Origin of the sequence: Pseudomonas sp. B14-6, assembly GCF_013260315.1 — a bacterium.
In the GTDB taxonomy this organism is placed as follows: domain Bacteria; phylum Pseudomonadota; class Gammaproteobacteria; order Pseudomonadales; family Pseudomonadaceae; genus Aquipseudomonas; species Aquipseudomonas mandelii.
Genome location: NZ_CP053929.1, coordinates 4,117,144 through 4,136,234 on the forward strand (window position 1 = coordinate 4,117,144; position 19,091 = coordinate 4,136,234).

Genomic DNA, 19,091 nt, shown 5'->3' on the forward strand with positions numbered 1-19,091 from the left:
TAAATTACAGCCCAGCCATCTGCTGCTGCACACGAATGGCTTTCAGCCCACCGCTACGTAACAGGTTTTCCAGATTCTCGTTGCTGCCCATCCTTGGACTCCAAAGGGTTTTCCCCCATCAGGTTGATCTTGTCCTGCTGCGCTACCCGCACGACGAAGCTGTTTTCAGCCGCCAGTTTTGCGGCCCAGTCGTCGGGGGTATAGAGCGTCGGATTGAGGACGCGGCCTAATTGCTCCTCCAGAGGCATAAGCCGCTCCATCACTTCACTGTAGTGCAGGCCTTCACCGATCAGCATGAGATCAATGTCACTGGATGCGTTTGCCGAATCCTTGGCGATTGAACCGTACACAAATGCCCAGGTGATCTGTTCGGCAAAGGGTTGAAGCGCCTGACGCAGAGGCTCGGCAATGCCAAAAGTCTTGCGGGCGATGCCCAACAGCTCAGCATAAATCGGGCACTGCGGATTGGCCTGATAGTGGGTCTGGTTGCCTTGGCGGCTCAGGGTCAACACGCCTGCCTGTTGCAACCGATCCAGCTCTCGCATGAGGCTGCCTTTACCCACTTGAGCCCAGCGGGCGATTTCGTTGGCGTAAAAACTTCGATCGGGTTTGCCGAACAACAAGCCCAGCACTTTTTGCTGAGTGGTCGTGAACAAGGCTTCGCTGAGGGAAAGGTTTTTCACAGTGGCAACCGATGAGTCCCAAAAAGGGAACGATAGGTCCCTTTTTGGGAATCTTCAACCTGTCGCGAGCCGAATAGGGATTTGTGTTTAAACATTTGTCCGCAGGAACGGTGCGAGGCTACACAGTCTGGCGTCGCCGCCTACAGCAATGCCGGAAGCCGCTGACTGGTGGGGTTTTGCGCTGATCGTTATTGTTTATGGGTCGCTGCCAATCAGCGATCGGGTCTGGAACCCCCGAAAAGACGGAGAAAAAGCGCCATTCATTTCGAATGGACCAACGCCAATCTGTAATCGGAAACTCATTATGTCCAAGGTAACGACCAACCCAGCAGATAACTCTGACATCGATTCCCAAGCGTCCCTTGAAGCCGAGAAACTTAAAGAAGCTGCCGACCGCGTCTTCTCCTATTACTTTCCCCCTGCTCACGAAAAAACGTCGAGGCGCCGTAATAAGTCCCGGCTCTTCACTGTATGCCCCGACATCAACACTGAAGCCTTGCTGGCCAATGCTTCCGAAGACTTGCTGTCCATCAGCGCCATTGCTGCCGATCTGGCGGACGATGTGGAAGGCTCGGGCCGGGGTTTAGCCGTGAAGTATTCGGTAAGGTGAAGGCCGCCTTCGCGGGCAAGCCTCGCTCCTACAGGTTTGGCGCAGTCCTTGTAGGAGCGAGGCTTGCCCGCGAAGGGGCCCGTCAGACTAGCCCGGCACTCACCAACAACTCCTCCAGCGCCAGCAAATCAGGCACCTTGGCCACTTGCTCCCCACCTGCACCGCCGCCTGCTCCAGCGGACACAACGGCACATCCACATAGCTCAACTGACTGTCGAGCTTGTACGACCGCGGAATCCCCTGAACCAACAGCGCAATGAACTTCAACTCTGGCCGCCCACCCAGTGCATTGAGAATCACGATCCGCGCACGCTCGCCGATGACGGTTTTATTGCCGCACGCCGACTCGAAACTCAGCAACGGAATCTGCCGGTCCCGCCACGTCACCAATCCCAGGTACCACGGCGGTGTGTCCAGATCGAACGCCCCCGGTTGATAGTCAATCAACTCCGCCACCGCCACGTTGGGCAGAATCAGGTTGCGGTCAGCCAGGGGCAGCAGCAGGCCGGTGAGATTACTGGTGCGATGCTCAAGCATGGGTTTTGCTCCACAACGCGATGCTGTCGAGCAGCACCGATTCCTGGTACGGCTTGCCGAGGTAGTCGTTGACGCCGATGGCCATGGCGCGGTCGCGGTGTTTCTGGCCGGTGCGGGAGGTGATCATGATGATCGGTAAATGCTGCAAACGTTCGTCGCTGCGCACCTGGGTCGCCACTTCGAAGCCGTCCATGCGCGGCATTTCGATGTCGAGCAGCATCACGTCGGGCATATGTTCTTCGAGCAGCAGCATGGCGTCGACCCCATCCTTGGCAGTCAGCACGTTCATGCCGTGACGTTCGAGCAGGCGGCTGGTGACCTTGCGCACGGTGACCGAATCGTCGACCACCAGCACCAGCAGCGGTTTATGCGGCTCGACCTCAACGTCCTGTGTCGCCGACTGTTGCGGCACTCGGGCCTGCATGGCGCGGATCGGCGCCAGCAAATCGAGAATCAGCACCACCCGGCCATCGCCCAGAATCGTCGCCCCGGATAACCCCTGCACCGACGCAAATTGCGGGCCGAGGCTTTTGACCACGATCTCCCGCGTGCCGGCCGTGGAATCCACCTGCACGGCGATGTGCCGCTCGTTGCATTGCACCAGCAAGACCGGCAGCGGCAGGCTCTGGCCCAACAGTTTCGGGCGGGCGCTGGTTTTCAGCAGCTCGCCGAGGTAGCACAACTCATAGGTTTGCCCGGCGTATTCATAAGTCGGCGGATCGAGCCGGTAATGCCCTTCGAGCTCGTTGGGCAGCACGCGAACAATGCCGTCGATGGTGTTCAGCGGGATCGCGTATTGATCCTCCAGACATTGCACCATCAGCGCGCGGTTGACCGACACGGTAAATGGCAGGCGAATCCGAAAGTGCACGCCCTGCCCCGGTGTCGAGTCGATGACCATGGTGCCACCGAGCTGCCGGACTTCTTCGTGAACCACGTCCATGCCCACGCCACGCCCGGAAATCTGAGTGATTTTCTCGGCGGTGGAGAACCCCGGTTGCAGGATGAATTGCAGCACATCGCGGTCGCTGACCTCGGCGTCCGGGGCCAACAAGCCGCGCTTGATCGCCTTGCGCCGCACCGCGTCCAGCGGCACGCCCGCGCCGTCGTCGCGGATGTCGAAAATCATGTCGCCGCCCTCGCGGGACAGGTCGAGAGTGATTCGTCCCTGGGCCGGTTTGCCGGCCGCAATACGCACCTCGGCCGATTCCAGGCCGTGGTCCACGGCGTTGCGCAACATGTGTTCCAGCGGTGCCGCCATGCGCTCAAGCACGTTGCGATCCATCTCGCCTTCGGCGTTGCCGACCACGAACTCAACGTCTTTACCCAGTTCACTGGAGACCTGGCGGACGATGCGCCTCAAGCGCGGCAGCATGCGCTCGAACGGCACCATGCGCGTGCGCATCAGTCCTTCCTGCAATTCGGTGTTGATGCGGCCCTGCTGTTGCAGCAGGTTTTCCGCATCCTGATTGCGTCGATCGAGGGTTTCCTTGAGGTCGAGCAGGTCGGAGGCGGATTCGAACAGCGCCCGCGACAACTGCTGCAACTGCGAGTGACGGTCCATTTCCAGCGGATCAAACTCCTCGTAGCCCAGACGTTCCGCTTCGACTTGCTGGCGGCTGAGAATCCGTCCCTGGGTTTCGGTGTCGAGCCGTCGCAACTGATCGCGCATCCGCTCGATGGTGGTTTCCATCTCGCTCAGGGCCACCCGCGCATCGTTGACCTGTTGCTCGATACGGCCACGGAAGATCGAGGTTTCACCGGCCAGGTTGACCAGATCGTCGAGCAGTTCTGCCGAGACCTTGACCATGTCGACGCCCACTTCGGCTTGCGCCACCGGGGCGTCGGGTTTCGGCGTGGCGGGCACGATCACCGGCGTATCAAGAACAGCGGGATGGCTGAAGTTCTTGATCGCGTCGATCAACCGATCAGCCGGCGGCAAGGGCTGGCCGGCGCGGGCGGCGTCGAGCATTTGCGCCAGTCGGTCATGACTGCTTTGCAGCAGGGCGAACAGCGCCGGGGTCGGTTGCAGCACGCCAGCGGACAGACCTTCGTAGAGAAATTCCAGCTCATGGGCGAGGTCGCCGATGGGGGCAATTTCCACCATCCGCGCACCACCCTTGAGCGTGTGCAGGTCGCGCAGCAGGGTTTCCACTTCCTGACGGTTCGACGGTTCGGCTTGCCAGCGCACCAGCGCCGCGCCGGAGTTTTCGATGATGTCGAAACCTTCCTCAAGGAAGATCTCCAGCAGCTCGGGGTCATGCCCCGGCGAGTCATTGGCCGGCGCAGGTTCCGCCACTTCGGCGGTGTTGGCATTGCCTTGACGGAACTCGCGAATCGCCTCGATCAGCTCGCTTGGGGCACCCAGGGTGTGCTGGTTTTTCAGCTGTTCGAGCAACACCGCGAGCCGGTCATGGCTTTGTTGCAGCAACTGCGCAAGGGTTTCGCTGTAGCTGTAACGGTGGTCCACCAGGCCTTCGTAAAGACTTTCCAATTCATGGGCCAGGTCGCCGACCGGCTCGACCTCGGCCATCCGCGCGCCGCCCTTGAGAGTATGCAAGTCCCGCTGCAAGGACGACAGCGGCGCGGCGTTGTCTGGGTCGTTCAGCCAGCGCTGCAAGGCCTGGCCAGCACTCTCGAGAATATCCACCGCTTCTTCGAGAAAGATCGAAACGATCTCATCGTCCAGCTCGACCCGAGTCGCGGTCTGTTCCAGTTCAGCGGTGGCGCTGCCCAGTTCGCGGATGCTCAGGGTGCGGCTGCCATCGCTGCGGATCAGGCCCATGGACGATGGATCAAGGCTTTCATCGAGCAAGCTGCGCAAGGCCCGGATGCGTTCCGGTTGCGGGCTGACTTCCTGGCCGGCGGCCAGTTCGTCGAGCATGTTGATCAGCGCTTCATGGGCACTTTGCGCCTCGTGGAAAAACCGGTCGCTGACTGCCAGGCTGCTCTCTTCCACCGCGCCGTACAGGTCGAGCAACGCTTCGCACAATTCATCCACCGGATGCAGATCGGCGAGGTGCGCGCCTTCGCCCAAGGTGGTCAATTCGTCCAGCAACGCGCTGAGTTCCTGGCGCTCGCCGGGGTGCTGCTGCCAGCGCTGCAACAGGCTTTCGGCATCCAGCAGGATGTCCATGCCCTGGGCCAGGAAGTTGTTGATCAGCTGCGGATCACGCTTGATTCGCAGCGCGGTGTTCGGCGCTTTCAACAGCGCATCCAGACGCTCAGCGAGCAGCGCCTTGGTGCGCTCGATCAGTAAATCGGCATCCGGTATTTCGGCCAGCGGATCAGTCTTGAGTTGCCGCAGCCCGAGACGGAACAGACCTTCGGCTTCCAGCAGCAGTTCGACTTCGTCGAGGTCGAGGGCGATCAGGTGCGCTTTGTATTCGCGGGCCAGTTGATCCAGCGGCGTCGCCAGCTCGGCGATCGGCAATACGCCGGCCATCGAGGCGCTGCCCTTCAAGGTATGCAACGCCCGCTGCAACTCGTCGCTGGCTTGCAGCGGCACGTGCTCGGCAGCTTGATCGAGGAAACGGTTGAGGCTGGCGAGATGGGTCTCGGCTTCCTTGCGGAAGATCTCCAGCAACAGCGGATCGAGGGCCGCGACGTCCTGGGTGTCCTCATCGCTGGCGGGCGTATCGCCCTTGGCGAGGGCATGGGCGCGAGCGGCCAGTTGGTCGACCTGGTTGCTCTGGCGCTGGGCATTGGCGGCAAACTCGGCCACCAGTTGCGGCAGCAGCTCCAGTGTATCGAGGAGCAATTGTTGCACTGCCGCCCCAGGCGCAACGCTGTGCTCCAGCACGCGGTTGAGCAGGTTTTCCACTGCCCACGCCAGCTCGCCCAGCACCAGCGCACGGACCATCCGGCCACTGCCTTTCAAGGTGTGGAAAGCCCGGCGCAATTCACTCAACGCGGCGTTATCGTCCGGGTTGGCCGTCCAGCGCGGCAAGTACTCCCGGAGGATTTCCAGGACTTCATCGGTTTCTTCGAGGAAGACTTCCCGCAGCTCTTCGTCCACCGGTTCTTCGCCGGCGGGCGGTGGCAGCAGGCTGCCCGGAATGGTCAGCGCCGGCGGATTGACCGAAGACACCGGGCTGGCCAGGACATCGGCCAGCGACTGCACGGTATCGGGGTCATCGAGTTCTTGCAGGTCCTGCATCACCTGGGCTTCACTCGGGCTCAGCACATCCTCAAGCATCGGCACCTGTTGTTCACTGGGGAAAAACCCAAGGGACGCCAGGCTCTTTTCCGCCACGTCGAGCAGTTGTTCACCGGGTGCCTCGGGGTCGTCGCTGAGACGCTCCAGGTAATACTCGATGCTGGTGATGACGTCGGCCAGGCTGTCCAGTTCCTGCCAGCCGGGCTGGCCCGGGTCCAGCAGCAGATGCTCGCGAATGAAGTGGTTGCAGGCTTCGATCAGGCTCGCCGCACGACCCAACGGAATCATCGACAGCGCACCGCGTACCTGGGTCAGCAACGCCGGCAAGGCCTGCAAATGCTGGCGATCCCAGTCGGCGTCGATGTAGTCGACGATCATGTCCTTGGCCTGCTGCAGGCAGATGCGCGCCTCCTTGATCACGATCTGATGGATCTGCGTCAGATCGGTGGTCGGCAGGTGGCTTTCTTCCTGGCTCTCCGGCTCTACGGTGCCGACCATGCCGGCCAGCGTCGCCTCGACGTAGAGCAAGGCCCCGGCAACGTCCATGAGAATGGCGTCGTTGGGTTCACGCTGGCCCTGGGCGAGGCTCAGCACCACCGCCAGTTGATCGATGATGACTTTGCGCGGCTGGCCGAAACCCAACACCGCCAGGGTGTCGGCGATTTGCCGCAACGGCGCCAGCAGGGTTTCGAGGTCCGAGGTGTGCTGGCGGTCGCTGCGCACAAACAGGTCCAGGCGTTCCTTGGCCCGCACCAGCTCTTCACACAGCGCGGCCAGCACCGAGCGCATCGCGTCACGGTCCGGTCCGGCCAGGCGGGCGCGTTCTTCGTCGACCATTGCGCTGTCAGGCAGCGCGTCGTCCAGTGAGTAACGATCTTTCATGGTCAGCATCTGCCCGGTGGGATGTTCGGCCTTGGCAATGTAGAACAGCAAACTCTTGAGCAACTCCGGCGGTGCCGGCTGATTGATGCCGCGTATGCCCTGTTCGAGCAAGCGCTTGAGTTCTTTGTCGGCGTCCTTGAACAGGCTGCGCAGCGCCGGGCTGTTGGCAATCGAGCCGCCGCGCATGCCTTCGACCAGCGCCGAGGCGACTTGCCACAACGGGCTCAAAGGCGCGTTGCCGCACAGTCCTTCCAGGCGTGAAAAAACCTTGGTCAGATAACCAAGGTTAGTCTCGTCATCCTGCTCGCGCAGCAACCCGACCAACGCCATTTGCAGCATCTGCCGCAACTTGCGCAGCACATTGGCAAAATCCGCCGGTTCCAGCAGGGCCAGCGATTCTTCGTCCAACACCGGCAGGTCGAGCAATTGCGGGCTGAACAGGCTGGTTTCCGACAACAGGCTTTCGCCCCGGGCACTGCGTAAATCGTTGATCAGCGGCAGCACCACCAAGGGCAGGTCACGGCGCGCGCCTTGCACCCGGTCGAGGTAGATCGGCAGTTGCCCGAGGGCTTGCAACAGCAGATGAAGCGCCTCGTCGCGATGGTTGATGCGGTCTTGCTGCAAGGCGGTGGCCAGGTGTTCCATTTCTTCGGCGAGCAGGGCCGCGCCGTAGAATTCGACCATCTGCAAACTGCCGTGGACCTGATGGATGCACGCCAGGCAATCGCTCAGGGCGTGCGTCGCCTGGGGATCATCAAGCAGGGTTTCGATCGCTTGATGAGCCACTTTCAGCGTTTCGGCAATCTCGCCTTTGACCCACTCGAGGGCCACATAGTCGTGCCGATCACCCATAACCACTCCAAATCACTGCTCTACTCAAAAAAACCCGAACGCCTGCGGGCGCTTCACACTTTATCCGCCGCCTGCGCCTTGGCCGCCGGCAAGGTGAAACCGGACACCGAGCGCCGCAGCTGACTGGCCATTTTCGCCAGGTTGCCAATGCTTTCGGCGGTGGCGGTCGAGCCCGACGAAGTCTGCGTGGTGATCTGCTGGATCACGTTCATGGTCAGGGAAATCTGACCGGCTGAAGACGTCTGCTGCTGCGCAGCGTTGGAAATACTCTGGATCAACGCCGCCAGGGTCTTCGACACGCCTTCGATTTCTTCCAGGGCCACACCGGCATCCTGCGCCAGACGCGCGCCGCGCACCACTTCGGTGGTGGTCTGTTCCATGGAAATCACGGCTTCGTTGGTGTCGGTCTGGATCGCTCGCACCAGGGTTTCGATCTGCCGGGTAGCGGCGGACGAACGCTCGGCCAGACGCTGCACTTCATCGGCCACCACTGCAAAACCGCGCCCGGCATCACCGGCCATCGAGGCCTGGATCGCCGCGTTGAGCGCAAGGATGTTGGTCTGATCGGCAATGTCATCGATCAGGCTGACAATGTCGCCGATTTCCTGAGAGGACTCGCCCAGACGCTTGATGCGCTTGGCGGTGTCCTGGATCTGCTCGCGAATGTTGTCCATGCCGTGGATGGTGTTGTGCACCACCTCGTTGCCCTTGTTGGCGATTTCCACCGAACGTTCCGCCACCGCCGAGGACTCGGCAGCGTTGGCGGAGACCTGGTCGATGGACTGGGCCATGTCGTTGATCGCGGTGGAGGCTTCGCTGATCTGTTGCGCCTGATGTTCCGACGCCTGGGCCAGGTGCATCGCCGTGGCCTGGGTTTCCTGCACGGCGGCGGCGACCTGGCCAGCGGTGAGGTTGATGGTCGCCACCAGGTCGCGCAGTTGATCAACGGAATAGTTGATCGAGTCGGCGATGGTCCCGGTGAAGTCTTCGGTCACCGAGGCCGTCACGGTAAGGTCGCCGTCGGCGAGGTCTTCGATCTCGTCGAGCAGGCGCATGATCGCGGTCTGGTTGCGCTCGTTTTTCTCGGCGGTTTCGCGCAGCTGGCGGTTGGTTTCGCGCACCATCACCAGGCCGATAAGAATGATCGACATCAGCGCCAACAAGCCCAGCACGTAGCCGCCAATGGTGTCGGTGTCGCGCCCGCCGGCAAGGTTTTCGAACCCGCTGGCCAGGTGCGAGGCTTCGTCGAGCAGGGTCTGTGACAAGGTGAAGATGTTGGTCGCCGATTCGCGAACCTTGAACAGCTCCGGCGAGGTTTCGAGGATTTCATCCACAGAGCCGGAAACGAATTCGAACAGCTCGGAAATCTCGGTCAAGCGGGCCCGCGCATCGCGGTCTTCGACCTGGCTGACCCGCAGCGACGTATTGCCCTGGAGCATGCCATTGAGTACCTGGCCGAATCGGGCAGCGTCGCGACCGAACGCGTCGGCGGCCTGTTGTGAATTTTCATCGCCGGACAGCACGGTGTTCACCGCGCCCAGGATGCGTTCGGCCAGCAGCGACTGACGCTGGGCCATGGCCACCTGAGCGGCTGGCGCGCCGCGCTGCAAGAGGATTTCGACGACTTTTTCGTATTCGACCTGCAACTGCGGCACGGTTTCGGCCAGCGTCGCGGCGACCTGATGCAGCGAGAGTACGGTCTGCTCGCTGGAGAGGATGGCGTCGGTGTTTTTCAGCAGCCGTTCCCAGTCCAGCTGAACGGCGCGCATTTCCGGGCGCACGGCGGACGGCGCTGGCGGCAGGCCGGTGGCCGGGTCGCCCTTCTTCAAGTAACCCCAGCGTTGGGCGAAGTCGTTGCGTGCATCGCTCAGCAGCTTGAACGCTGCCGCCTTGCCGGCAGCGGCTTCGGTGGCGTTTTTGGCGATGCGTTGGGACAGCACGCGCAGTTCGCCGGCGTGGCCGATGTACTGTTTGTCATACGTGGCTTGCGTGTTGAGGTAAGCGAAGTTGGCAAACAGCAGCATGATGAAGATGATCAGCGCGATGAACAGCACGATGATCTGCGAGCGGCTGCGCGATCCTTCTGGCTTGCCTGTTTTTGTTTTTATCATCGATCCTCGCCTGTACTGCCTGATTCAACGACGCCCTTGCAAGAGCGAGGCTTGCCCGCGAAGCAGGCGCTACGGTCTTACGGGAACACCGCGTTTTCGTTCTTCGCGGGCAAGCCTCGCTCCTGCAGGATTGGGGCGTCGCCTTGATTACAGCGCTACATGCATAAAGCTTTGCGACTGCGCCAGCGTAAACGGGCTGAATATTTGCCACGTCTGCTCACGCTGAAACCGGCCCTGGACGAACGCGGCAATCGGCCCGTGCAGATCGGCCATCGACACCGGTTCCAGACTGTCCTGGGCAAAGTGCTGCAAGCCGAAGACTTCGTCGACCATCAACCCGGCAAACACTTCACCGTGCTCCACCACCAACACCCGCCGCTGTTTGCGCAGGGTCGACTGCTCATGTCCGAAGAAGCTGCACAAATCCATGATCGGCAGCAATCGTCCGCGCAAGTTGGCCACACCCTTGACCCAGGGTTTGACGCCCGGCAATTGGGTGAAACGCGGTTCGTGCAGGACCTCGCTGACTTCGCCCATGGGCGCGACGTACCAGTTTTCGCCCAAGCGAAAGCCGATGCCGCTCCAGCGGTCCTGTCGGGTTGGCTGGGATGGCAGATCCGCCGCCAGCAGACGACAGCGCTGGTCAATCTGCAGCAGCAGTTCGAAAGCCGTCAGCGACTCGGTCATGGCCGGACGATCAACCGGCCAGCACGTTGTTCAGGGTTTTGATCAGGGTCTCTTCGTCGACCGGTTTGGTCAGGTAATCCTTGGCGCCCTGGCGTGTGCCCCAGACTTTGTCGGTTTCCTGATCCTTGGTGGTGATGATGATCACCGGGATATGCCCGGTTTCCGGGTCTTTGGTCAACTGGCGGGTCGCCTGGAAACCGTTGAGGCCGGGCATGACGATGTCCATGAGCACCGCGTCGGGTTTTTCCTGACGGGCCAGGGCCACGCCGTCGGCGCCGTTTTCGGCTTTCAACACTTCATGACCGTGCTTTTCCAGCATGCCGGTCAGTTTGTACATTTCGGTCGGCGAATCATCGACGATCAGAATACGTGCCATGGTCTTCCCCATTCTTGTCAACGCCGGGCCCGCTGGCCGAGCGTCACTGTGCGTGTCCTACTGCGGCAAAACGGCGGCGAAGCCCGGTACATGGGCCTGGATCGCGTTCAGCAGTTCTTCCTTGCTGAAAGGCTTGGTCAAAAACTGGTCGGAGCCGACGATGCGCCCCTTGGCCTTGTCGAACAGCCCGTCCTTGGACGACAGCATAATCACTGGCGTGGACTTGAACGCACTGTGGTTCTTGATCAACGCGCAGGTCTGATAGCCATCCAGGCGCGGCATCATGATGTCGACAAAGATGATGCCGGGATGGTTATCGGCAATCTTGGCCAGGGCATCGAAACCATCGATGGCCGTGATGACTTCACAACCCACGTTTTTCAACAGCGTTTCGGCGGTACGACGAATCGTCTTCGAATCGTCGATCACCATGACCTTCAAGGCGCTGGAATGCTGTTCCATAAATGCTCTACCGTCGCCTTTGCGAATCAAATTGTCCGTTTACGGACCTTCGGTGGCTCGAAACCCTTGATGTTCAAGGGCCAGCACGACATGGCAGCCTTTTTAGCACAGTCTCCAACACCAATCTATCGGGCGACTGACACGGTGGTTTTTCCTTGACCGGGAACACACTGGGCGCCAATCTGACGCCACTTTTTCGTGTCCATCCGGACCACCCCAATTCGAGGAAAAACCCATGAGCGTTCGCGTCGGGATTGTCATGGACCCTATTGCCAGCATCTCCTATAAAAAGGATAGCTCGCTGGCCATGCTGCTGGCCGCACAGAAGCGCGGCTGGGAACTGTTCTATATGGAACAGAGCGATTTGTACCAGGCCGAAGGTGAAGCCCGAGCGCGGATGCGTCCGCTGAAAGTCTTCGCCAACCCGGAAAAATGGTTCGAACTGGAAGCCGAGACCGACGCGCTGCTGAGCGATCTTGACGTGATCCTGATGCGCAAGGATCCGCCATTCGACATGGAGTTCGTCTACTCCACGTACCTGCTGGAGCAAGCCGAGCGCGCTGGCGTGCTGGTGGTCAACAAGCCGCAAAGCCTGCGTGACTGCAACGAAAAGCTGTTCGCCACGCTGTTCCCGCAGTGCACGCCGCCGACCATCGTCAGCCGTCGCCCGGACGTGCTGCGCGAGTTCGCCGATCACCACGGCGATGTGATCCTCAAGCCGCTGGACGGCATGGGCGGTTCGTCGATCTTCCGTCACACCGTCGGCCACCCGAACCTGTCGGTGATCCTCGAAACCCTGACCTTGCATGGCAAGCAGCAGATCATGATCCAGGGTTACTTGCCGGCAATCATCGATGGCGACAAACGCATCCTGATGATCGACGGCGAACCCGTGGATTACTGCCTGGCACGGATCCCGGCCGCCGGTGAAACCCGTGGCAACCTGGCGGCCGGCGGTCGTGGCGAAGCCCGCCCGTTGACCGACAAGGATCGCTGGATCGCTGCTCAGGTCGGCCCGACCCTGCGTGAGAAAGGCCTGCTGTTCGTGGGTCTGGACGTGATTGGTGAGCACCTCACCGAAATCAACGTCACCAGCCCGACCTGCATCCGCGAGATTGATAATGCGTTTGGCACCGACATCGGCGGCATGCTGATGGATGCCATAGAGAAGCAGCTGCAAGCTTCAAGCCGCAAGCTGCAAGCTTGAAGCTGACGCCCTACAGCTTGTCGCTTGATACTTGTAGCTTGAAGCTAAAAACCAACATTGCGTTATCATGCCGAGCCCGTAAAAACGCGATGTTGGTTTTTTTGTCATGACACTTCCGTCCGATCTGCCCCCTGAACTCGCCCATCGTGGCGTGCGCCCGGCCGATCGCCTCGGATTTACCCTGTTTCTAGCGGCGCTGATTCACCTGGCCTTGCTGTTGGGCGTCGGGTTCACGATGGTCGAACCCAAGCAGATCAGCAAAACCCTGGAAATCACCCTCGCCACCTTCAAAAGCGAAAAGAAGCCTGCGAAAGCTGATTTCCTTGCCCAGGAGAATCAGGAAGGCAGCGGCACCCTGGATAAAAAGGCGATTCCCAAGACCACCGAGGTCGCGCCCTTCCAGGACAACAAGGTGCAGAAAGTCACGCCACCGCCGGCCGCCAAGCCGCCAGTGCCGGAAGCCGCGCCCAAGGCTGCCGTGACCACGGTCGCGCCGAAGCCGAAAAAAGCCCCGGCCAAGAACGAAGAGATCAAGCCGATAACCAAGCCTGCGGTGGCGGCGCCGACGTTCGACACTGAACAGCTGTCCAGCGACATCGCCAGCCTGGAAGCGGAACTGGCCAACGAACAACAGCTGTACGCCAAGCGCCCGCGCATCCACCGCCTGAGCGCTGCTTCGACCATGAAAGACAAGGGCGCCTGGTATAAGGACGAATGGCGCAAGAAGGTCGAGCGCATCGGCAACCTGAATTACCCCGACGAAGCGCGGCGCAAGCAGATCTACGGCAATTTGCGCCTGATGGTTTCGATCAACCGCGATGGCTCGCTGTATGAAGTGCTGGTGCTGGAATCCTCCGGGCAACCGTTGCTGGATCAGGCGGCGCAGCGGATTGTGCGGCTGGCGGCACCGTTTTCACCGTTTACCGGGGATTTGTCGGACATTGATCGGCTGGAGATCATCCGCACGTGGAAATTCGCCCGTGGGGACCGGTTGTCCAGTAATTGATCAATTGATTTGTAGTGATTGAGCCGGCGCCTTCGCGTGCAAGCCTCGCGTCTACAGGTCATGCGCCACTTTTGCGGTACATACCGAACCTGTAGGAGCGAGGCTTGCACGCGAAGAGGCCCTCAAGCAAAACCCGGATCAAAAGACACCCGCCCAGGCATTTCCTGTGCATCCCCAGCTTGTCAGTTCGCCCCTCCAACGCCACACTAGCGCTCATGAAGAACGTCAGCCCCAGCTACCTCAAGCATCACTTCCTGATCGCCATGCCTCACATGGCCGACCCGAACTTTGCGCACACCTTGACCTACATCGTCGAGCACACGGCCAATGGTGCCATGGGGCTGGTGGTCAACCGCCCGCAAGACCTGAATCTGGCCGATATCCTCGAGCAATTGCGCCCCGACATCGAACCGCCGGTGCTCTGCCAGCATGTGCCGATCTTCATCGGCGGCCCGGTGCAGACCGACCGTGGTTTTGTCCTGCACCCTTCGGGCAAGACCTTTCAGGCGACCGTTGATCTGGAAGGCGACCTTTCCTTGTCCACCTCCCAGGACGTGCTGTTCGCCATCGCTGACGGCGTCGGCCCGGCCAAAAGCGTCATTGCCCTCGGTTACGCTGGCTGGGAAGCCGGACAGCTTGAAGCCGAACTGGCGCAGAACGCCTGGCTGACCTGTCCGTTTGACGCCGACATCCTGTTCAACACCAGCAGCGAACTGCGCCTGGATGCAGCGGCCAAGCACCTCGGGGTCAATCTCAGCCTGCTGACCAGCCAGGCGGGCCACGCCTGATGGCCCTGCGACTGATTCTGGGTTTTGACTACGGCACCAAACAGATCGGCGTTGCGGTCGGCCAGGTGATTACCGGTCAGGCCCGCGAGCTGTGCACCTTGAAGGCGCAAAACGGTATTCCCGACTGGAACCAGGTCGAAGCCCTCATTAAAGAGTGGAAGCCTGACGCCGTGGTCGTCGGCCTGCCCCTGAACATGGACGGCACGCCGAGCGACATGTGCCTGCGCGCGGAGAAATTCGCCCGCCGGCTCAATGGCCGCTACAACCTGCCCTTCTATACGCACGACGAACGCCTGACCACCTTCGAAGCCAAAGGCGAGCGGCGTGATCGCGGCGGGCAAAAAGGCAGTTACCGCGACAACCCGGTCGACGCCATCGCCGCCGCCCTGCTGTTGCAAGGCTGGCTCGACGAAAACACCGCACTGTTCGAATCCTGAAGCGCCGTCACAGCGTCTCTCTTAGCTAGAACCCGAGCCAAACCCCGCACGCACCGGCTCGGGCCCAAGAAGGAGCAACCATGAGCCTGCCCAATCCCGCCGAACTGATCAGCCAGATGGCGATCCGTCTCAAGGCACATCTGGAACACCGTGGCATCAGCGAACCGCGTTACATCGGCATTCGTACCGGCGGCGTCTGGGTCGCCCAGGCGTTGCTCGATGAACTGGGCAGTGATGCGCCCCTCGGCACCCTGGACGTGTCCTTCTACCGCGACGATTTCAGCCAGAACGGCCTGCACCCGCAAGTGCGCCCGTCCGCCCTGCCGTTCGAAATCGAAGGCCAGCACCTGGTGCTGATCGACGACGTGTTGATGAGCGGTCGAACCATCCGCGCCGCCATGAATGAACTGTTCGACTACGGCCGCCCGGCCAGCGTGACGCTGGTGTGCCTGCTGGACCTGGACGCCGGCGAGTTGCCGATCCGCCCGAACGTGGTCGGTGCGACGCTGACGCTTGCGGCCCACGAGCGGGTAAAGCTGTCCGGCCCGGAGCTCAAGCTCGAACTGCAAGACCTCGCCCTTTAATCCGCCCTATTGAGAGTCCCCCTCGCGATGACGCCTCTAGAAACCAAGCGCCCGCTGCAGCTCAATGATCAGGGCCAGCTGCGCCACTTCCTCTCGCTCGACGGTTTGCGCCGCGAGTTGCTGACGGAAATCCTCGACACCGCCGACTCGTTCCTCGAAGTCGGCGCCCGGGCGGTGAAGAAAGTCCCGTTGCTGCGCGGCAAGACCGTGTGCAACGTGTTCTTCGAGAACTCCACCCGCACCCGCACCACCTTCGAGCTGGCGGCCCAACGGCTATCGGCCGACGTCATCACGCTGAACGTGTCGACCTCGTCGGCGAGCAAGGGCGAAACCCTGCTCGACACCCTGCGCAACCTGGAAGCCATGGCCGCCGACATGTTCGTCGTGCGTCACGGTGATTCCGGTGCGGCGCACTTCATTGCCGAACATGTCTGCCCGCAAGTGGCGATCATCAACGGCGGCGACGGCCGTCATGCGCACCCGACCCAGGGCATGCTCGACATGCTGACGATCCGCCGGCACAAGGGCGGCTTCGAAAACCTCTCCGTGGCCATCGTCGGCGACATCCTGCACTCGCGGGTGGCGCGCTCGAACATGCTGGCGCTGAAAACCCTCGGCTGCCCGGACATCCGTGTGATCGCGCCGAAAACCCTGCTGCCGATCGGCATCGAGCAATACGGCGTGAAGGTGTACACCGACATGACCGAAGGCCTGAAAGACGTCGATGTGGTGATCATGCTGCGCCTGCAACGCGAACGCATGACCGGCGGCCTGCTACCGAGCGAGGGCGAGTTCTACCGCCTGTTCGGCCTGACAACCGCGCGCCTGGCCGGGGCCAAGCCGGACTGCATCGTCATGCACCCGGGGCCGATCAACCGTGGGGTGGAGATTGAGTCGGCGGTGGCCGACGGTCCGCACTCGGTGATCCTCAACCAGGTCACCTACGGCATCGCGATTCGTATGGCCGTGTTGTCCATGGCCATGAGCGGGCAGACTGCGCAACGTCAATTCGAGCAGGAGAACGCCCAGTGAAGCTCAGCATTCTCGGCGCACGTGTCATCGATCCGGCCACAGGCCTGGATCAAGTTACCGATATTCATATTGAAGCCTGCAAAGTCGTTGCCCTGGGCGCCGCACCCGCCGGTTTTGTGCCCGTCGACACCATTGACGCCAAAGGCCTGGTGGCCGCCCCTGGCTTGGTTGACCTGAACGTCGCCCTGCGCGAGCCGGGCTACAGCCGCAAAGGCTCGATCATCAGCGAAACCCGCGCCGCCGCGGCCGGTGGCGTCACCAGCCTGTGCTGCCCGCCGAAAACCAAACCGGTGCTCGATACTTCGGCCGTGGCCGAACTGATCCTCGACCGCGCCCGAGAGGCCGGCAACACCAAAGTCTTCCCGATCGGCGCCCTGAGCAAAGGCCTGGACGGCGAACAGCTGGCCGAACTGGTCGCTTTGCGCGATGCCGGCTGCGTGGCCTTCGGCAACGGTCTGGAGAGCTTCCGCAACACCCGCACGTTGTGCCGGGCGCTGGAATACGCGGCGACCTTCGACCTGACGGTGATTTTCAACTCTCAGGATCATGATCTGGCCGAAGGTGGTTTGGCCCACGAAGGCCCGACCGCCAGTTTCCTCGGCTTGCCGGGCATTCCGGAAACCGCCGAGACCGTGGCCCTGGCCCGGGACCTGCTGCTGGTCGAGCAAAGCGGCGTGCGTGCGCACTTCAGCCAGCTCACCAGCGCTCGCGGCGTGGCGCTGATCGCTCAGGCCCAGGCCCGTGGCCTGCCGGTGACCGCCGATGTGGCGTTGTATCAACTGATCCTGACCGACGAAGCGCTGATCGACTTCAGCAGCCTCTATCACGTCCAGCCGCCGCTGCGCACCCGCGCCGACCGCGATGGCTTGCGTGCAGCGGTGAAGTCGGGCGTGGTTTCGGCCATCTCCAGCCATCACCAGCCCCACGAACGGGATGCCAAACTGGCACCGTTTGGCGCGACCGAGCCGGGCATCAGCAGCGTTGAACTGCTGCTGCCGCTGGCGATGACGCTGGTGGAGGATGGGTTGCTGGATCTGCCAACGTTGTTGGCGCGCCTCAGCACCGGGCCTGCCGAGGCGTTGCGCTTGCCGGCGGGCAAGTTAGCCGTAGGGGGGCCGGCGGACATCGTGCTGTTTGATCCGGCGGCTTCGACCGTGGCCGGTGAGACCTGGCTGTCCAAGGGTGAAAACTGCCCATTCATTGGGCATAGCCTGCCAGGCGTCGTGCGCTACACCCTGGTGGATGGACGGATCAGCCACCAGTCTTGAGACTGAGCCGTCCCAATCGCTAGCAGGGCTAGCTCCCACGCAGGATCTGTGAGCAACACAAATCCCCTGTGGGAGCTAGCCTGCTGGCGATGGTTTACTGGAAAGTGCCGCGATTCTGCGCGTTACGCACAGACACCTGGTCATTCAGCGTCCAGAAGTCATACAGCACCCCCAGAAAGAACAACCCGCCCGTCACCAGGTACAGCAAACCGCTGAGCCACTTCCCCTGATACATCCGGTGTACGCCGAAGACACCGAGAAACGTCAGCAGAATCCACGCCACGTTGTACTCGATGGGCCCGGCGGTAAAACGCAGGTCCGCTTCACGGTCCATGGCCGGGATCAGGAAGATGTCAATCAGCCAGCCAATGCCCAGCAAACCGAAGGTGAAAAACCAGATCGTCCCGGTCACCGGCTTGCCGTAATAGAAGCGGTGAGCCCCGGTAAAACCAAAAATCCACAGCAGGTAGCCGATCACTTTGCTGTGTGTATCTTGCTGCTGGCCAGCCTGTTGATAGGTGTTCATGAAGGACCTCGATTCACACGATAGATAAATATTCTTGAATTCTTTGTGACTTTTTTACAGGTTGCCGACGTATGGCACATGCTACCTTCGGTTGCGTCAAAGCCTTATACCACCTGACTTCTGTCCGACAATTGCGTCCATTTGCCGCTTATTTGGTTCCGTTGACCACAAGTTGAATCGACCAACGGCCTCGGAAGGGCAAAAAAAGCTGTTATAAAGTTGCGCGCTAACCCATATGAGCCTTGCCTAATGCGTCCATTTTTCAAGACATGGCTAACCATTTGCCTTTTGATGCCACTGGCCGCCCACGCCACCAATCGTGAGCAACGTCTTCCAAACGTTAATGGTTACACCCAAAAATCCCATGTTTCTGCTCCTTCGAGCAAAAACAAGAAAACCGAAAAACGTGCTCCACAGCTGGCTAGTAAAAGCAGCCTTGTTCCGCCGATGGCGACCAAGGAAAGCAGCAACGTGCTGAGTCGCGCCGTCAACGTCCTCGGTACACCTTACCGTTGGGGCGGCAGCAGCCCAAGTAAAGGGTTCGATTGCAGCGGCCTGGTGAAATACGCGTTCAACGACGCCACGTTCGACCTGCCACGCACGTCCAATGCCATGGCCAGCGGTCATGGCGAGAAAGTCGATCGCAAGGATCTGAAGCCGGGCGACCTGATTTTCTTCAACATCAAGAGCCGTCGGGTCAATCACGTTGCCATCTACCTGGGCAACGACCGTTTTATCCACGCACCGCGCCGTGGCAAGTCGGTGACCATCGACACCTTGAAGAAACCGTACTGGGAAAGCCACTACGTGGTTGCCAAGCGGGTTCTGCCGAAAGAGAAGAACACACTTCAGGTTGTTCAGCGCTGATCTGAAGTCCCGGGGTC

General features: G+C 61.0%; 15 protein-coding genes and 2 pseudogenes. 9 read left to right on the forward strand and 8 right to left on the reverse strand.

The window, feature by feature from the left end; genetic code table 11:
- Positions 1-53: 53 nt before the first annotated feature.
- Complete coding sequence (locus HP062_RS18890; RefSeq protein ID WP_169857149.1) at positions 54-683, reverse strand: nucleotidyltransferase domain-containing protein; 630 nt, start codon at positions 681-683, stop codon at positions 54-56.
- A gap of 304 nt (positions 684-987) precedes the next feature.
- Between HP062_RS18890 and HP062_RS18895 the strand changes: the two are divergent.
- Positions 988-1,284 (forward strand): annotated as a pseudogene (locus tag HP062_RS18895) (DUF6124 family protein); the annotation flags it as partial.
- A gap of 91 nt (positions 1,285-1,375) precedes the next feature.
- Here the strand turns inward: HP062_RS18895 and HP062_RS18900 are convergent.
- The 6 genes and pseudogenes from HP062_RS18900 to pilG form a co-directional block, all read right to left on the reverse strand.
- Positions 1,376-1,830: pseudogene (locus tag HP062_RS18900) on the reverse strand (chemotaxis protein CheW).
- Positions 1,823-7,723 carry an Hpt domain-containing protein gene (locus tag HP062_RS18905; protein ID WP_172791873.1) on the reverse strand — a complete coding sequence of 1,967 codons (5,901 nt, stop codon included), beginning with the start codon at positions 7,721-7,723 and terminating at the stop codon, positions 1,823-1,825. The pseudogene HP062_RS18900 and the gene HP062_RS18905 overlap by 8 nt, the downstream one beginning before the upstream one ends.
- Before the next feature lie 53 nt (positions 7,724-7,776).
- Positions 7,777-9,834 (reverse strand): methyl-accepting chemotaxis protein, encoded by a 2,058-nt coding sequence (locus tag HP062_RS18910; protein WP_010466865.1) that lies wholly within the window; start codon positions 9,832-9,834, stop codon positions 7,777-7,779.
- A gap of 147 nt (positions 9,835-9,981) precedes the next feature.
- On the reverse strand, positions 9,982-10,521 hold the full coding sequence (locus tag HP062_RS18915; RefSeq protein ID WP_010466863.1) for a chemotaxis protein CheW: 540 nt from the start codon (positions 10,519-10,521) through the stop codon (positions 9,982-9,984).
- Between the two features lie 10 nt (positions 10,522-10,531).
- Positions 10,532-10,897, reverse strand: coding sequence for a twitching motility response regulator PilH (gene pilH, locus HP062_RS18920; RefSeq protein ID WP_008068134.1), 366 nt, complete (start codon positions 10,895-10,897; stop codon positions 10,532-10,534).
- A 57-nt stretch (positions 10,898-10,954) separates the two neighbouring features.
- A complete protein-coding gene (gene pilG / locus HP062_RS18925; protein ID WP_010466861.1) occupies positions 10,955-11,359 on the reverse strand; it encodes a twitching motility response regulator PilG in 405 nt (134 codons plus the stop codon).
- A 235-nt stretch (positions 11,360-11,594) separates the two neighbouring features.
- Here pilG and gshB point away from each other — a divergent pair, with 235 nt between their 5' ends.
- The 7 genes from gshB (at position 11,595) to HP062_RS18960 (ending at position 17,681) form a co-directional block, all read left to right on the forward strand.
- On the forward strand, positions 11,595-12,566 hold the full coding sequence (gene gshB, locus HP062_RS18930; RefSeq protein ID WP_077747230.1) for a glutathione synthase: 972 nt from the start codon (positions 11,595-11,597) through the stop codon (positions 12,564-12,566).
- 106 nt (positions 12,567-12,672) lie between these two features.
- The gene (locus HP062_RS18935; protein WP_083375545.1) at positions 12,673-13,572 is read left to right on the forward strand and encodes an energy transducer TonB; all 900 of its coding nucleotides are present in this window, start codon (positions 12,673-12,675) and stop codon (positions 13,570-13,572) included.
- 215 nt (positions 13,573-13,787) lie between these two features.
- On the forward strand, positions 13,788-14,360 hold the full coding sequence (locus HP062_RS18940; protein WP_077747229.1) for a YqgE/AlgH family protein: 573 nt from the start codon (positions 13,788-13,790) through the stop codon (positions 14,358-14,360).
- A complete protein-coding gene (gene ruvX / locus HP062_RS18945; protein ID WP_005792259.1) occupies positions 14,360-14,797 on the forward strand; it encodes a Holliday junction resolvase RuvX in 438 nt (145 codons plus the stop codon). The genes HP062_RS18940 and ruvX overlap by 1 nt, the downstream gene beginning before the upstream one ends.
- Before the next feature lie 80 nt (positions 14,798-14,877).
- Positions 14,878-15,381 (forward strand): bifunctional pyr operon transcriptional regulator/uracil phosphoribosyltransferase PyrR, encoded by a 504-nt coding sequence (gene pyrR / locus HP062_RS18950; RefSeq protein ID WP_010466851.1) that lies wholly within the window; start codon positions 14,878-14,880, stop codon positions 15,379-15,381.
- Between the two features lie 27 nt (positions 15,382-15,408).
- The gene (locus HP062_RS18955; RefSeq protein WP_007897943.1) at positions 15,409-16,413 is read left to right on the forward strand and encodes an aspartate carbamoyltransferase catalytic subunit; all 1,005 of its coding nucleotides are present in this window, start codon (positions 15,409-15,411) and stop codon (positions 16,411-16,413) included.
- Positions 16,410-17,681, forward strand: a complete 1,272-nt coding sequence (locus HP062_RS18960; protein WP_010466848.1) for a dihydroorotase — start codon at positions 16,410-16,412, stop codon at positions 17,679-17,681. Before HP062_RS18955 ends, HP062_RS18960 begins: the two co-directional genes overlap by 4 nt.
- Before the next feature lie 94 nt (positions 17,682-17,775).
- Here the strand turns inward: HP062_RS18960 and HP062_RS18965 are convergent, their stop codons facing one another.
- Positions 17,776-18,207, reverse strand: coding sequence for an NINE protein (locus tag HP062_RS18965; RefSeq protein WP_010466845.1), 432 nt, complete (start codon positions 18,205-18,207; stop codon positions 17,776-17,778).
- A gap of 249 nt (positions 18,208-18,456) precedes the next feature.
- Between HP062_RS18965 and HP062_RS18970 the strand changes: the two genes are divergently transcribed.
- Positions 18,457-19,074, forward strand: a complete 618-nt coding sequence (locus tag HP062_RS18970) for a C40 family peptidase (RefSeq protein ID WP_077747226.1) — start codon at positions 18,457-18,459, stop codon at positions 19,072-19,074.
- The last annotated feature ends 17 nt before the right edge of the window (positions 19,075-19,091 follow it).

What these genes read in the sequence shown, in the direction of transcription:
- HP062_RS18910 (WP_010466865.1), bottom strand. Translation starts at nt 9,834, where the DNA reads ATGATAAAAACAAAAACAGGCAAGCCAGAAGGATCGCGCAGCCGCTCG.
- HP062_RS18970 (WP_077747226.1), top strand. Translation starts at nt 18,457, where the DNA reads ATGCGTCCATTTTTCAAGACATGGCTAACCATTTGCCTTTTGATGCCA.
- HP062_RS18935 (WP_083375545.1), top strand. Translation starts at nt 12,673, where the DNA reads ATGACACTTCCGTCCGATCTGCCCCCTGAACTCGCCCATCGTGGCGTG.
- gshB (WP_077747230.1), top strand. Translation starts at nt 11,595, where the DNA reads ATGAGCGTTCGCGTCGGGATTGTCATGGACCCTATTGCCAGCATCTCC.
- ruvX (WP_005792259.1), top strand. Translation starts at nt 14,360, where the DNA reads ATGGCCCTGCGACTGATTCTGGGTTTTGACTACGGCACCAAACAGATC.
- HP062_RS18955 (WP_007897943.1), top strand. Translation starts at nt 15,409, where the DNA reads ATGACGCCTCTAGAAACCAAGCGCCCGCTGCAGCTCAATGATCAGGGC.
- pyrR (WP_010466851.1), top strand. Translation starts at nt 14,878, where the DNA reads ATGAGCCTGCCCAATCCCGCCGAACTGATCAGCCAGATGGCGATCCGT.
- HP062_RS18940 (WP_077747229.1), top strand. Translation starts at nt 13,788, where the DNA reads ATGAAGAACGTCAGCCCCAGCTACCTCAAGCATCACTTCCTGATCGCC.
- pilG (WP_010466861.1), bottom strand. Translation starts at nt 11,359, where the DNA reads ATGGAACAGCATTCCAGCGCCTTGAAGGTCATGGTGATCGACGATTCG.
- pilH (WP_008068134.1), bottom strand. Translation starts at nt 10,897, where the DNA reads ATGGCACGTATTCTGATCGTCGATGATTCGCCGACCGAAATGTACAAA.
- HP062_RS18905 (WP_172791873.1), bottom strand. Translation starts at nt 7,723, where the DNA reads ATGGGTGATCGGCACGACTATGTGGCCCTCGAGTGGGTCAAAGGCGAG.
- HP062_RS18965 (WP_010466845.1), bottom strand. Translation starts at nt 18,207, where the DNA reads ATGAACACCTATCAACAGGCTGGCCAGCAGCAAGATACACACAGCAAA.
- HP062_RS18915 (WP_010466863.1), bottom strand. Translation starts at nt 10,521, where the DNA reads ATGACCGAGTCGCTGACGGCTTTCGAACTGCTGCTGCAGATTGACCAG.